The organism is Acidobacteriota bacterium, from assembly GCA_016712445.1.
Taxonomy (GTDB): domain Bacteria; phylum Pseudomonadota; class Alphaproteobacteria; order Caulobacterales; family Hyphomonadaceae; genus Hyphomonas.
Genome location: JADJRB010000001.1, coordinates 2,387,414 through 2,400,138, shown reverse-complemented (window position 1 = coordinate 2,400,138; position 12,725 = coordinate 2,387,414). Strand labels below are relative to the sequence as shown.

The window sequence follows — 12,725 nt, the reverse complement described above, 5'->3', positions numbered from 1 at the left end:
GAGAGGGATTGGCGCGCCGCTTCTGCCCCCATATTCCTTTTGAAAAATTTGGAGACCGCAGCCCAGCACAAGCGCCCGGAGCGGCGGGGCCGTCCGGGGGCTGAGGTTCGTAACGGGCGCGCTGTCAGCTGGTGTTGCAGAGTTGTGCCCAGGCCGTTTCGGCCTCGGCATCGCTGCGCAATAGGCAGGCCGACAGAACGGGATCGAGCGCGGCTGCCTCGAGGCCGGGCGGCGCGCCGAAGGCGAGCGGCGGGGCGGTCTCGCCTTTGGCGGCACGGCGGCGCAGGAAGCGGCGGGCTTCGGCCGTTGTATAGTCGAGCGCGTGGATGACGGCGTTCAACCGGCGGAAGACCTGGAGCGCGAGACGCTCGGCGGGATCGCGGACGGAGGCGGCTTTACCGGGGGCGCTGTTTGCCGCCGGCTTCGGCGAGGCGCCAGCCCGGACGGCGGGCGGGGTTTCCAGCATGCGGAAAGCGGGCTTCAGATTGCCGTAGGAAGGCGCGGCCGGCGGCAGCGGGGCTTTGCACCCGGCCGGCGCTGACGGCGCACGCGGCGAAGGGGGCACCGGCATGGGCAGGCGCGCAGCAACCGCCAGGATGATACGGCGGGCGAGCGCTTCGGCCGGAATGATCAGGGTAAGGAGTATAGCCTTGAGGATCGCGGGGGTTAGCCCGGCGGCTTCGCGCAGCCGCGTGCGTGCCTCGGCCGCAAGGAACATTGCGGCGCCGCGCGGTGTGGCGCGCAGAAGGTCCGTCAACGGATCAGGCGGGGCGGGTGCGGTCATGCGGCCAGTATAAGGCCGGCCGCAGGGGTGTTGCGTAAGTTTCCTGAAATTAGTTTTACACGTTTGCTTTTGCTGGATTATTTTCCGGCAAAGCGTTGCGTAAGCCGGTCAGAGTCCGAGCTTGGCTTTCAGGATGTCGTTGACGGCCTGCGGGTTGGCCTTGCCGCCCGAGGCTTTCATCACCTGGCCGACGAACCAGCCGAGGGTCTGCGGCTTGTCCTTCACCTTGGCGACCTGTTCGGGGTTTGCCGCGATGATCTCGTCGACGACCTTCTCGATGGCGCCGGTGTCGGTGACCTGTTTCAGGCCGTGTTTCTCGACGATGGCGCCAGCCTCGCCCTCACCCGCGATCATCCGGGCAAAGACGTCCTTGGCGATCTTGCCGCTTATCGTGTTGTCCGAGATGAGGCCGATCAGGCCGCCGAGCGCGGAGGCCGAGACGGGGCTGTCAGCGAGCTCCAGGCCTTCCTTGTTGAGGTAGCCGAAGAGTTCCTGCGTGACCCAGTTGGCGGCGAGTTTCGGATCGCGGCCCTTGGCGACGGTTTCGTAGTACTCGGCCTTGTCGGCGTCGGACGTGAGAACGCCGGCGTCGTAACGCGAGAGGCCGTAGTCCTTCTCGAAGCGGGCGCGCTTCTGGTCCGGAAGTTCGGGCAGCGATTTGCGGATGTCCTCGATCCAGGCCTGCTCGAATTCGAGCGGCAGGAGGTCAGGATCCGGGAAATAGCGGTAGTCGTGCGCGTCTTCCTTGGAGCGCATCGAGCGGGTCTCGCCTTTCACGGCGTCGAACAGGCGGGTTTCCTGATCGACCTTGCCGCCGCTTTCGATGATCTCGATCTGGCGGCGCGCCTCGTATTCGATGGCCTGCTGGATGAAGCGGTAGGAGTTCATGTTCTTCAGCTCGCAGCGCGTGCCGAGGTGTTTGAAATCGCCGGTTTCCCGGAACTTCTCGTAGGCGCCGGGGCGGCAGACGGAGACGTTCACGTCGGCGCGCAGGTTGCCCTTCTCCATGTCGCCGTCGCAGGTGCCGAGCGCGATGACGATGGCGCGCAGTTTCTTGACATAGGCGGCGGCCTCGGCGGGCGAGCGCACGTCAGGCTTGGAGACGATTTCCATGAGGGCGACGCCGGAGCGGTTGAGGTCCACATAGGTGGCGTTCGGGTCCATGTCGTGGATCGACTTGCCGGCATCCTGTTCGAGGTGCAGGCGCTCGATGCGGCAGGTGAAGGCGTAATCCTCCTTGCCCGGAACTTCGACGTCGACCTCGATCTCGCCCTCGCCGACGATCGGGTGGGCGAACTGGGATATCTGGTAGCCTTGCGGCAGGTCCGGGTAGAAGTAGTTCTTCCGGTCGAAGCGGCTCCAGGTGTTGATCCTGGCCTTGAGGCCGAGGCCGGTCCGGATCGCCTGCTCGACGCAGAACCTGTTGATGACCGGCAGCATGCCCGGCATGGCGGCGTCGACGAGCGAGACGTTGCAGTTCGGGTCTGCGCCGAAGGTGGTGGCCGCGCCGGAGAACAGCTTCGCATTGGAGGCGACCTGGGCGTGGATTTCCAGCCCCATGACGACTTCCCAGTCGCCGGTTTCGCCCTTGATGCGGAAGGTAGGTCTGTCGGTCATCGGTCGGTCCTCAGGGTATTTCGGGTTCCTTACCCGGCTTGTCATCCCGGCGAAAGCCGGGATCCAGCGGGAAGCAGCGCGGCGGGGCTAACTGGGTCCCGGCTTTCGCCGGGATGACAAGAAAACAGGGCGCTGCAAAGCCTCTGCGTTCAGATTTTGCCCTGTTCCTTGGCAAGGCGGACGCGTTCGGCGCGGGCGGCCATGCGGTCCTTGATCGGGGCATCGGCGGCGACGCGGGTCGGCTTTTCGCCTTCTGCGGCCGGGGGCGGCGGTGGCGGCGGGGCCTCTTCGGGCTCCAGCTTGCCCTCTTCGATCAGCTTGCGGCGGCGGGCTTCGAGCGAGGCCTCGCGGGCCTCATGGGCGGCGCTCTTTTTCGGCGCGAACAAGCCGGCGAGCTTGCCCTGCCCCGCGCCGCCAGGGGCCGGACGGCCGGAGAGGTCGTTGCGGCGGTTCTTCAGCAGTGTCGAGATGCGCCAGGCGACATAGGCGGCCACCGCGACGGCGACGGCCACCATCATGCGCATTTCGGGGTCGAACAGGCTGTAGCCATACTGCGCGAGGATCGCCGCCATCATGGCGAGGCCGATGGCAACCAGCACGACGAAAAGGACAAGGTAGCGGGTCACGGGCTGTTGTCTCCGGGGGCGCGCCCGGGGGGCGTTTCGGAAGCCTCGGCCCGGTTCTTGTAAGGTATGGCATCGAACTCGGCCTTCAAGCGCGCGTCCGAGCCGTCGATGTCGATGAAGCCGGTGGCGGCGATGGCGAGGCCGATGAGGGCAATGCCGGCGAGCAGGCCGACGGGCACGAAGACGAGGGCCTCGCCCTGCGTCTCGTTGGTGTAGGTGAAGTGGGGCGCGAGGTAGAGGCCGATCGCCAGAACGACGAGGCCCAGACCGAACGCGATGCGTATCCAGCGGCTCATGGAGGTAGAACTACCACCACTTCTCCGGTTTGGCCACGAAGCCGGCTGCGTCTTCCAGGGCGCCGCCGACGCGGAAGCAGGCGCTCTCGTCGAGGGCCTTGCCGATGACCTGCAGGCCGAGCGGCAGGCCGTTGGCGGAGAGGCCGGCCGGAACGGCGATGCCGGGCAATCCGGCAAGGTTCGCGGTGACCGTGAAGACGTCGTTGAGGTACATCTCGATCGGGTCGCCGGACTTTTCACCGAAGGCGAAAGCGGGCGACGGACAGGCCGGCGTCAGGATCGCGTCGCAGGTCTTGAAGGCCTCGACGAAGTCCTGGAAGATCTTGGTACGGACTTTCTGGGCGCGCAGGTAGTAGGCGTCGTAATAGCCGGACGAGAGCACATAGGTGCCGATCATCAGGCGGCGCTGGACTTCCTTGCCGAAGCCGGAAGCGCGCGTGCCTTCATAGGTGCCGGTCAGGTTCGCGCCCTCGACGCGGGCGCCGTAGCGCATGCCGTCATAGCGGGCGAGGTTGGACGAGGCTTCGGCGGGCGCGACGATGTAGTAGGCGGGCAGCGCATACTTCGTGTGCGGAAGGGAGATGTCGACGATCTCGGCGCCGGCGGCCTTCAGCCACTTGATGCCCTGCTGCCAGAGCGCGTCAATCTCCTCGGAGAGGCCTTCAATACGGTATTCCTTCGGGATACCGATCTTCATGCCTTTCACGCCCTTGCGGACATCTTTCCGCCAGTCGGGCGTCTTGATGTCGAGGGAGGTGGAGTCCTTCGGGTCGTGGCTGCACATCACTTCGAGGAGGATGGCGCTGTCTTCGACGGTCTTGGTGATCGGGCCGGCCTGGTCGAGCGAGGAGGCGAAGGCGACCATGCCGTAGCGGCTGGCGCGGCCATAGGTCGGCTTGATGCCGACGGTGCCGGTGAAGGCGGCGGGCTGGCGGATCGAGCCGCCGGTGTCGGAGGCGGTGGCGGCAAGGCAGAGGTTGGCGGCGACCGAGGAGGCCGATCCGCCCGACGAGCCACCGGGGGTGAGGCCCTGGTTGTCGCCCTTGCGGCGCCACGGGTTGATGACGTTGCCGAAATGCGAGGTCTCGTTGGAGGAGCCCATCGCGAACTCGTCCATGTTGAGCTTGCCGAGCATGACGGCGCCTTCGTCCCAGAGGTTCTGGGTGACGGTGGACTCGTAGGTGGGCGTGAACTCGCCGAGGATGCCCGAGCAGGCGGTCGTGCGGACACCCTTGGTGCAGTAGAGGTCCTTGATGCCGAGCGGGGCGCCGTCGAGCTTGCCGGCCTTGCCCTTGGCGCGGCGGGCGTCCGAGGCCTTGGCCATCTCGAGCGCTTTTTCCGGCGTTTCGACCACGAAGGCGTTGAGCACGCGGGCGCCCTGGATGGCGGCGTTGAAGGCCTCCGTCAGCTCGACCGAGGAAAACTGCTTCGATTCCAGCCCGTCCAGCGCTTCGGCGAGGGTCAGGGCGGTGAGATCGGTCATCGGGACACGTCCTTGGAGTGAAGCCCCGCCTGCTACGGCCCCGGCGGCAAAAGTTCAAGTCTCCGTGAGGTGATTGCAGCCGGGCGCGGGGCAGCGCACACTGGCGGAGCGTGTGGGATACTGCGGAAGAGGACAACGCCATGAAACAGGTCATTTTCGCCGCCGTCGCGGCTGCAACGCTCGCGGGCTGCACGAGCACCCCGGCTGAACCCAGCCCGCGCGGGATCGCCCAGTATGCCGACGATCCCCGCCTTGGCGAGGAGACCAACAAGGTCTGTTTCGCGTCGAGCATCGACGGGTTCAGCATGAACGACCGCAGCACGGTGCTGCTGCACGACGGCAAGAAGCGCTACATGGTCGAGGTGACGGGCACCTGCCTCGACCTCGACAATGCCGAATCGATTGCCCTCGACAATTCCACCAGCTGCCTGACGCCGGGCGATTCCATCATCATCGCCTCGACCTTCGGGGAAACCTTCGGGTCGCGCCGGTGCATGATCAGGAACATCTACAACTGGGACAAGGACGCCAAGAAGGCTGAAGAAAATCCCGCCTGACCCCGCTGGCGCGGGCATCGGCGCGTGCTAGACACGCGCCATGCTTGCACCAGACGGAGGGGCCCGCGCCGAGGTTCGCACCTCGCCCCTGCATGGCCGCGGATTGTTTGCTTCGGTTCGCCTTCCGGCGGGGGCCGAGATCGGCACCTATCCCCTGCTGGTGCTCTCCCACGAAGACACCGAGACGCTGAAGGCAACGCGGCTCTACCACTACGTTTTCTATGTCGATGAGCGCGCCGACGGCGCGATCCGGGCGGCGGTGGCGTTCGGGGAGATCTCGATGTGCAACCACAGCAGCAAGGCCAATGCCGACTTTACGGTTGACGCGGGCGCGCAAACCGTGAGGTTGACCGCGCGCACCGCCCTGAAGGCGGGAGACGAAATTCTCATTGATTATGAGGAGTTTGCCGAAGAGGCGATCTGACCGCCCGCGGCCCACAGGAGGAAGACCCGATGCCGAAGACCGCCCTTCAACTGCGCAGCCTTGTGCGCTCGTCCGGGGAACTGGAACTGTCACTGGAAGAGGTGCTGGTGCCGGAGCCGGGCCCGGATGACGTGCTGATCGAAGTGCAGGCGACGCCGATCAACCCGTCGGACCTTGGCCTGCTGGTCGGCGCGGCCGACCTGTCGACGGCAAAGCAGTCCGGTACGAAGGACCGCCCGGTGATCACCGCGGCGGTGCCGCAGGCGGCGCTGCGCGTGATGAAGCCTCGGCTCGACCAGTCGATGCCGGTCGGCAACGAGGGCGCCGGTGTCGTGGTGAAGGCGGGCTCTTCGCCGGCCGCGCAGGCGCTGCTTGGCAAGATGGTCGCCGGCCTCGGCGGCGAGATGTATTCGCAGTACCGCCTTTTGAACGTGGCGCAGGTGCTGCCGCTGCCGGATGGCACCTCGGCGCGCGACGGCGCCTCCTGCTTCGTGAACCCGCTGACGGCGCTCGCCTTTGTCGAGACGATGAAGGCGGAAGGCCACACGGCGCTGGTGCATACGGCGGCTGCCTCGAACCTCGGCCAGATGCTGAACAAGATCTGCCTCAAGGACGGGGTGGAGCTGGTCAACATCGTGCGCAAGGAAGAGCAGGCGAAGATCCTGCGAGACATCGGCGCCAAGCATATCGTCGACTCCTCCTCGCCGAAATTCATGGAAGAGCTGATCGACAAGCTGGCGGAGACCGGCGCGACGCTGGCGTTTGACGCGATCGGCGGCGGGCCGCTGGCCGGGCAGCTGCTGGTGGCGATGGAAGCGGCGGCGAGCCGCAACATGAAAGAGTTCAGCCGCTACGGCTCCGGCAAGGAGACGCAGGTCTACATCTATGGCCGCCTCGACATGGGACCGACCATCGTGCCGCCGGGCGTCGGCTTTGCCTGGAAGCTCGGCGGGTTCCTGTTGACGCCGTTCCTGCAGAAGGCCGGCCCGCAGGTGCGCGCCAAGATGCGCCAGCGCGTGGTGGACGAACTGACGACGACGTTCGCCAGCCACTACACGGCGGAAATCTCGCTGGCCGAGGCGCTCGATCTGAAGACGCTGCAGGCCTACAACGCCAAGGCGACCGGCGAGAAGTACCTAATCAATCCGAGCAAGTAGGATTGAAATCTTCGCCCTCTCGGCGTGTCATCCCGGCGAAAGCCGGGACCCAGTATCAACTTCAAAGTCTGGGTCCCGGCTTTCGCCGGGATGACACCGTGGCGAGGTGAAGGTCGGGTTCGTGCTGAGCGAAGTCCAAGCATGGGGTCTGCGGGAACGTTGGTGCGCCCGCTTCATCCTTCGACTTCGCTCAGGGTTAGCTTCGGGGACGAGCCCCTACTCGACCGACTTCGGGACGACGAAGAAGCCGTGGTCGGTGCGGGGGGCATTGGCGAGGACCTGGTCCTGGATGTTGCCGTCGGTGACGACGTCTTCGCGCATCGGGAGCTTGGTCTCGACCACCGAGGTCATCGGATCGACGCCCTCGACGTCGACTTCGTTCAGCTGGTCGATCCAGCCGAGGATGCCGTTCAGCTCACCAGCGAGTTCGTCGAGGCGCTCTTCCGGCACCGCAATGCGGGACAGGCGGGCAACTTTGCGGACGTCGTCGCGGGTGACGCTCATGGGGAAGCTCCTCTTGTGGGGCCCGATTACGCCATAGGCAAAGCCGCTTCAAGGCGGTATGTGCCCGGCGATGGCTGTCGTGGACCTGTTTGACCTGCCGCAGAAGGGCGTGCTGCTGGGGCTGGACCCCGGCACGAAGACGCTGGGCGTGGCGGCGACGGATGCGAGCCGGATCCTGGCAAGCCCGGTGGAGACGATCCGCAAGGAGAAGCTGGCCCCTGCCCTCGAACGGCTGCTGGCGCTCTATGACGAGCGCGGCGCGGTCGGGCTGGTGGTCGGCCTGCCCCTCAACACGGACGGCACGCAGGGGCCGCGCGTGCAGTCGGTGCGCACGCTGGTGTCGAACCTCTTGAAGGCGCGCGACATTCCGGTGGCGTTCCAGGACGAGCGGTATTCGACCGTGGCGGCCGACGAGGTGATGCGGGAGCTGTCCTTCACCGAGCAGCGCCGGTCTGACCGGGTGGACGCGATGGCGGCGGCGATGATCCTGCGCGCGGCGCTCGGGCGGATGGAAGCGGGCGCATGACCTCGTTCCTTGTCGCGCTCGTGCCGGTGATGCTGGTGGTCGCGCTCGGCCAGTTCCTTGTACGGATGAAGTTCATCTCGGCGGATGCGTTCCGGGGCCTCGACCGGTTGTCGTTCCTGGTGCTGCTGCCGGCGCTGATCGTGCGGGCGCTGGCGAATGCGGACTTCGACCATGCGCCGTGGGCGATGCTGGGCGCGCTGATGGCGGCGCAGCTGGTGCTGGGCGGGTTCGGGCTGGTCGCGACGTTCTGGCCGAACATCCGCACGCCGGCAGTGGGCACGATCATCCAGTCCAACGTGCGCTGGAACACGATCATCGGCCTGTCGCTGGGCGGACTGTTGTTCGGCGACGAGGGCCTCGCGCTGGTGAGCCTCGCGGCGGCGGCGATGATCCCGCTGGCGAACGTGATTTCGGTCTATGCGCTGGTCAGCCATGCCGAGCATCCGCCGGGCAGCGCGCCGCGTCCGCTGCTGGCGCTGACGCGCAACCCGCTGATCTATGCGTGCCTGATCGGGATCGGGCTTGCGGGGTTCCATGTCGACCTGCCGGTGATCGCCGACGAGACGCTGAAGATGCTGGCGAATGCAGCGATTGCGCTGGGCCTTTTGAGCGCGGGGTCGGGCGTCGATCTCGGCGCGCTCAAGCGGGCGGGGCTTAAGACGTTCACCTGGTCGCTGGTGCGGCTGGCCGGCCTGCCGGCGCTGGTGCTGGGCATTGGCCTCGCCATCGGGCTGAGCGGCCTGCCCCTGGCCGTCGCCCTGCTCTGCGCGGCGACGCCGACCGCGCCGAACTCGTTCGTGCTGGCGCGTGAACTGGGCGGCGACACGACGCTGGCGGCAAACCTGATCGCGGCGCAGACCACGCTGGCCGCGCTGACCCTGCCGCTGACCTGGGCGCTGATCCTCTGGATTGGCGCGGTGTGAGGCTTGCCCCGGCGGGGAATCCCCCCTAAACCGCCGCAAATCGAAGGGGCCTTCATGGCAGCGGCGCACGCAGACTACACCTTCCGGCACGACCATCTGCTCGGAATCGAAGGCCTTCACCCCCTTGATATTGCACACATTCTGGACCTGGCGGACACCTACGCCGAGGCCACGCGCGCGGGCAAGCGGCCGGAACCGATCCTGAAGGACCGGACCGTGGTTAACCTGTTTTTCGAGAACTCGACGCGGACCATGTCGAGCTTCGAGATTGCGGCCCGCCGGCTCGGGGCGGACGTGGTGTCGATGCCGGTCGCGAACTCTTCGGTGAAGAAGGGCGAAACGCTGATCGACACGGCGATGACGCTGAACGCGATGCGCCCGGACGCGCTGGTGGTGCGCCACTCGGCCTCCGGCGGGGCGAAGCTGCTTTCGCGCAAGGTCGACTGCGCGGTGATCAATGCCGGGGACGGCACGCACGAGCACCCGACGCAGGCGCTGCTGGACCTGTTGACGATCCGCCGCGTGAAGGGCCGCATCGAAGGCCTGAAGGTCGTGATCTGCGGCGACATTGCGCACAGCCGGGTGGCGCGCTCGACGACGATGGCGCTGCACCTGATGGGTGCGCGCGTGCACCTGTGCGGGCCGCGCACGCTGATCCCTCCGGGTACGGAGACATGGGGCGCGGAGAGCGCGGGCTACAACTTCGATGCAGTGCTGCCGGGCGCGGATGTCGTGATGATGTTGCGCCTGCAGCTGGAACGGATGAATGGCAGCTTCCTGCCGAGCCGGCGCGAGTATTTCCGGTATTTCGGGCTGACGGCGGACCGGCTGGCGCTGGCGAAAGAGGATGTGACGGTGATGCATCCCGGGCCGATGAACCGGGGTGTCGAGATCGAAAGCTCGATCGCCGACGGTGAACGCTCGGTGATCACGCAGCAGGTGGAGATGGGCGTCGCGGTGCGCGAGGCGGTGCTGCACCTGCTGGCGGGAGGCCGCACATGAGCCTCGAGATTGTCAATGCACGGATCATCGACCCGGCCACGGGCACCGACGCGCCGGGCGGCGTGTGGGTCGACAAAGGCGTCATCCGGGAAGTGCGCACCGGGACGGGCGTGTCGTTCAAGGACGCGAAGGAAACCATCGACGCAGGCGGGCTCTGCCTCTCGCCGGGGCTGATCGACCTGCGCGCCAAGACGGGCGAGCCGGGCGAGGAGCACAAGGAAACACTGGCCACCGCCTCGCGCGCGGCGCTGGCGGGCGGGATCACCAGCCTCGTGGTGATGCCGGACACGCGGCCGGTGATCGATGATGTGGCGCTGGTGCAGTTCATTGCGGAGCGCGGGCGCGAGACGGCGTTTGCGCGCGTCTATCCAGCGGGCGGATTGACGCTGGGCCTTGCTGGCGAGGCAATGGCCGAGATCGGCCTGATGGCGGAAGCCGGGGCGGTACTGTTCACGAACGGCGACTGGCCGGTTGCGAGCGCGCAGGTGATGAAGCGCGCGATGACCTATGCGGCGAGCCGCGGGGCAATCGTGATGTCGCGGCCGGACGACCGCACGCTGGCTGGCAGCGGCGTGATGAATGCGGGCGACTTCGCAGCGCGCAATGGCCTGTCGGGCATTCCCATCGAGGCGGAATGGCTTGGCGCGATGCGCGACGTGACGCTGGCCGAGCAGACGGGCTGCACGCTGATCCTCGACCAGGTGACGAGCCAGCGGACGCTGGACGTGGCAGACATTGCGCGCGGGCGCGGCGCAAAAGTGTTCACGACGGTGGCGGCGCATTCGCTGTTCTTCAACGAGCTCGACGTCGGCGACTACCTCACCTACTGCAAGGTCAACCCGCCCTTCCGGACGGAGCAGGCGCGCAAGACGCTTGTCCAGTCGCTGAAGGAAGGCTCGATCAATGCGGTTGTCTCCGCGCACGATCCTCAGCCCCCGGAGGAAAAGCGCCTGCCCTTCGGCGAGGCGAGCTTTGGCGCGGCGGGACTCGAGACGGTGCTGCCCTGCCTGCTGACGCTGGTGGCGGAAGAGGAACTGACGCTGCTGGAGGCGCTGGCGCCGGTGACAATCGGGCCAGCCTCGATCCTCGGCCTCGCGCAGGGACGGATCGAGAAAGGCGCACCGGCCGACCTGATCCTGTTCGACCCCGGCAAGCCCTGGCTCTGCGAGCGGGATGAACTGCTCTCGCGCTCCAAGAACTCGCCGTTTGACGGGCGCCGCCTGCAAGGCCGCGTGACGCGGACGTTTGTTGCCGGGAAGACGGTGTTCGAGCGGTAAGTGCGTCCGAAGAACAACCTCACCGAGGGGCCGATTGGTCCGGCCTTGATCGCCTTTGCGTTGCCAACGCTGATGTCATCGGTCCTGCAATCGGCAAACGGCTCCATCGATACGATCTGGGTGGGCCGGTTGCTGGGCGAGAATGCGGTCGCGGCGACCACCAACGGCAACATCGTCGTGTTCCTGCTGACGGCTTTCGTGTTCGGCTTCGGCATGGCCTCCACCATTCTCATCGGTCAGTCGATGGGGCGCGAGGACGTGATTGCCGCACGCCGGGTTGTGGGGACGGTGGTCGGCACGTTCCTGCCTGTTTCGGTACTGCTGGGGGTCGCGGGCTGGTTCCTCTCGCCTTCGCTGCTCGCACTCCTCGAGACACCGGCGAGCGTGGTGCCGCTGGCGCAGGATTTCCTGCAGGTCGTGTTCCTCGCCCTGCCCGCCATCCTGATCATGACAATGGTGATGATGGCGCTGCGCGGGAGCGGCGACGCGGTGACGCCTCTGATCTTCATGGCACTAGCGGTGGTGTTGTGCGCGGGTCTCAACCCGGTCTTCATACTGGGACTGGGGCCGTTGCCGCGCCTTGGCATCGGCGGCTCGGCGCTGGCGATGGCGGTGGCGAACTATATCAGCCTCGCGGCGATGTTCGTTTACGTCTACCGGCGAGACCTGCCCTTGCGCCTGCGCGGCGCGGAACTCGCTTACCTCAAGCCCGACATGGGGATCCTGCGGCTCATGGTGGTCAAGGGACTGCCGATGGGCTTGCAGATGATCGTGCTGTCCGGTTCGCTGCTGGCGATGATGTCGCTGGTGAACCAGCAGGGCGTGCATACGACCGCCGCCTTTGGCGCGACGCAGCAGCTGTGGACCTATGTGCAGATGCCGGCGATGGCGATTGGCGCGGCAGTGAGCGCGATGGCCGCGCAGAACATTGGCGCGGGGCGCTGGGACCGGGTGGCGCAGATCACGCGGCTGGGCATTCTCTACAATGTCGGCCTGACCGGCATCCTGATCGTGGTGCTGATGCTGGCCGACCGGGCGGCGATGACGCTGTTCCTCGGCAGCGGCAGCGAGGCCATCGCGATCGGGCAACACATCACGCGGCTGGTGACCTGGGGCTTCGTGCCGTTTGCGGTGACGATGGTGCTGTTCGCGACCGTGCGGGCGAATGGACAGGTGCTCTGGCCACTGATCATCCTGTTCGTGTCGATGTTCCCGGTGCGCCTCGGCTTTGCCTACGGCCTGCAGGCATGGCTGGGCGCGGATGCGATCTGGCTGAGCTTTCCGGCGGGCACGATCGCGACGATGGTGCTGGCGGCGCTGCTCTACACGTTCGGCGACTGGCGCGAGGAACGCGACATGCGCGTGCCGGACGGGGATTCGGCCGAGGCGTCCGCGCTGGCGGCCGCCGCCTCGGGCGAGACGGCGGGTGCGCCGGGGGCGACCGTGGCCAGCCCGGCCCGGCGGCGCGAGGACTAGGCGGGCACAAGGGGCCTTGTCCGCCCTCGCCCCGCCCCTTAAACCTTGCGCCAACAGGGACGGGTGAGGACTT

At 66.8% G+C, this 12,725-nt stretch carries 14 protein-coding genes; 8 read left to right on the top strand and 6 right to left on the bottom strand.

The genetic code is table 11. From position 1 onward, the window contains the following. Window positions 1-124: 124 nt before the first annotated feature. The 5 genes from IPK75_12215 to gatA all read right to left on the bottom strand — a co-directional run bounded on the left by IPK75_12215 (window position 125) and on the right by gatA (window position 4,806). The gene (locus IPK75_12215) at window positions 125-784 is read right to left on the bottom strand and encodes a hypothetical protein (protein ID MBK8199121.1); all 660 of its coding nucleotides are present in this window, start codon (window positions 782-784) and stop codon (window positions 125-127) included. A gap of 108 nt (window positions 785-892) precedes the next feature. Continuing rightward, window positions 893-2,401 (bottom strand): Asp-tRNA(Asn)/Glu-tRNA(Gln) amidotransferase subunit GatB, encoded by a 1,509-nt coding sequence (gene gatB / locus IPK75_12210; GenBank protein ID MBK8199120.1) that lies wholly within the window; start codon window positions 2,399-2,401, stop codon window positions 893-895. A gap of 149 nt (window positions 2,402-2,550) precedes the next feature. After that, window positions 2,551-3,027 carry a hypothetical protein gene (locus IPK75_12205; protein ID MBK8199119.1) on the bottom strand — a complete coding sequence of 159 codons (477 nt, stop codon included), beginning with the start codon at window positions 3,025-3,027 and terminating at the stop codon, window positions 2,551-2,553. Continuing rightward, window positions 3,024-3,323, bottom strand: a complete 300-nt coding sequence (locus IPK75_12200) for a hypothetical protein (GenBank protein ID MBK8199118.1) — start codon at window positions 3,321-3,323, stop codon at window positions 3,024-3,026. The genes IPK75_12205 and IPK75_12200 overlap by 4 nt, the downstream gene beginning before the upstream one ends. Window positions 3,324-3,333: 10 nt before the next feature. Then, a complete protein-coding gene (gene gatA, locus IPK75_12195; protein MBK8199117.1) occupies window positions 3,334-4,806 on the bottom strand; it encodes an Asp-tRNA(Asn)/Glu-tRNA(Gln) amidotransferase subunit GatA in 1,473 nt (490 codons plus the stop codon). 140 nt (window positions 4,807-4,946) lie between these two features. On the opposite strand from gatA, the gene IPK75_12190 reads away from it, so the two are divergent. The 3 genes from IPK75_12190 to IPK75_12180 are packed head-to-tail and all read left to right on the top strand — an operon-like array spanning window position 4,947 to window position 6,944. Continuing rightward, window positions 4,947-5,363: a lipoprotein gene (locus tag IPK75_12190; protein MBK8199116.1), complete on the top strand. Its 417-nt coding sequence runs from the start codon at window positions 4,947-4,949 to the stop codon at window positions 5,361-5,363. A 40-nt stretch (window positions 5,364-5,403) separates the two neighbouring features. Further along, window positions 5,404-5,787: an SET domain-containing protein-lysine N-methyltransferase gene (locus IPK75_12185; GenBank protein ID MBK8199115.1), complete on the top strand. Its 384-nt coding sequence runs from the start codon at window positions 5,404-5,406 to the stop codon at window positions 5,785-5,787. 29 nt (window positions 5,788-5,816) lie between these two features. Beyond that, window positions 5,817-6,944, top strand: a complete 1,128-nt coding sequence (locus IPK75_12180) for a zinc-binding dehydrogenase (protein MBK8199114.1) — start codon at window positions 5,817-5,819, stop codon at window positions 6,942-6,944. Window positions 6,945-7,160: 216 nt separating this feature from the next. Here IPK75_12180 and gatC read toward each other — a convergent pair whose 3' ends face one another. Further along, complete coding sequence (gene gatC, locus IPK75_12175; protein MBK8199113.1) at window positions 7,161-7,448, bottom strand: Asp-tRNA(Asn)/Glu-tRNA(Gln) amidotransferase subunit GatC; 288 nt, start codon at window positions 7,446-7,448, stop codon at window positions 7,161-7,163. 70 nt (window positions 7,449-7,518) lie between these two features. On the opposite strand from gatC, the gene ruvX reads away from it, so the two are divergent. From ruvX to IPK75_12150, 5 genes are read left to right on the top strand one after another with little or no spacing between them, the layout of a single operon-like run. After that, complete coding sequence (gene ruvX, locus IPK75_12170) at window positions 7,519-7,974, top strand: Holliday junction resolvase RuvX (protein MBK8199112.1); 456 nt, start codon at window positions 7,519-7,521, stop codon at window positions 7,972-7,974. Beyond that, window positions 7,971-8,897: an AEC family transporter gene (locus IPK75_12165; protein ID MBK8199111.1), complete on the top strand. Its 927-nt coding sequence runs from the start codon at window positions 7,971-7,973 to the stop codon at window positions 8,895-8,897. The genes ruvX and IPK75_12165 overlap by 4 nt, the downstream gene beginning before the upstream one ends. Before the next feature lie 54 nt (window positions 8,898-8,951). Next, entirely contained in the window at window positions 8,952-9,899 is a 948-nt protein-coding gene (locus tag IPK75_12160; protein MBK8199110.1) for an aspartate carbamoyltransferase catalytic subunit, read from the top strand. Continuing rightward, entirely contained in the window at window positions 9,896-11,176 is a 1,281-nt protein-coding gene (pyrC, locus tag IPK75_12155) for a dihydroorotase (GenBank protein MBK8199109.1), read from the top strand. Before IPK75_12160 ends, pyrC begins: the two co-directional genes overlap by 4 nt. Beyond that, window positions 11,177-12,652, top strand: coding sequence for an MATE family efflux transporter (locus tag IPK75_12150; protein ID MBK8199108.1), 1,476 nt, complete (start codon window positions 11,177-11,179; stop codon window positions 12,650-12,652). It abuts the gene before it with no gap. Window positions 12,653-12,725 lie beyond the last annotated feature (73 nt).

Excerpts from the sequence above, each read along its gene's own strand:
- IPK75_12200 (MBK8199118.1), bottom strand. The coding sequence starts at position 3,323 with ATGAGCCGCTGGATACGCATCGCGTTCGGTCTGGGCCTCGTCGTTCTG.
- gatC (MBK8199113.1), bottom strand. The coding sequence starts at position 7,448 with ATGAGCGTCACCCGCGACGACGTCCGCAAAGTTGCCCGCCTGTCCCGC.
- IPK75_12185 (MBK8199115.1), top strand. The coding sequence starts at position 5,404 with ATGCTTGCACCAGACGGAGGGGCCCGCGCCGAGGTTCGCACCTCGCCC.
- IPK75_12160 (MBK8199110.1), top strand. The coding sequence starts at position 8,952 with ATGGCAGCGGCGCACGCAGACTACACCTTCCGGCACGACCATCTGCTC.
- IPK75_12180 (MBK8199114.1), top strand. The coding sequence starts at position 5,817 with ATGCCGAAGACCGCCCTTCAACTGCGCAGCCTTGTGCGCTCGTCCGGG.
- IPK75_12190 (MBK8199116.1), top strand. The coding sequence starts at position 4,947 with ATGAAACAGGTCATTTTCGCCGCCGTCGCGGCTGCAACGCTCGCGGGC.
- pyrC (MBK8199109.1), top strand. The coding sequence starts at position 9,896 with ATGAGCCTCGAGATTGTCAATGCACGGATCATCGACCCGGCCACGGGC.
- gatB (MBK8199120.1), bottom strand. The coding sequence starts at position 2,401 with ATGACCGACAGACCTACCTTCCGCATCAAGGGCGAAACCGGCGACTGG.
- gatA (MBK8199117.1), bottom strand. The coding sequence starts at position 4,806 with ATGACCGATCTCACCGCCCTGACCCTCGCCGAAGCGCTGGACGGGCTG.
- ruvX (MBK8199112.1), top strand. The coding sequence starts at position 7,519 with ATGGCTGTCGTGGACCTGTTTGACCTGCCGCAGAAGGGCGTGCTGCTG.
- IPK75_12165 (MBK8199111.1), top strand. The coding sequence starts at position 7,971 with ATGACCTCGTTCCTTGTCGCGCTCGTGCCGGTGATGCTGGTGGTCGCG.
- IPK75_12215 (MBK8199121.1), bottom strand. The coding sequence starts at position 784 with ATGACCGCACCCGCCCCGCCTGATCCGTTGACGGACCTTCTGCGCGCC.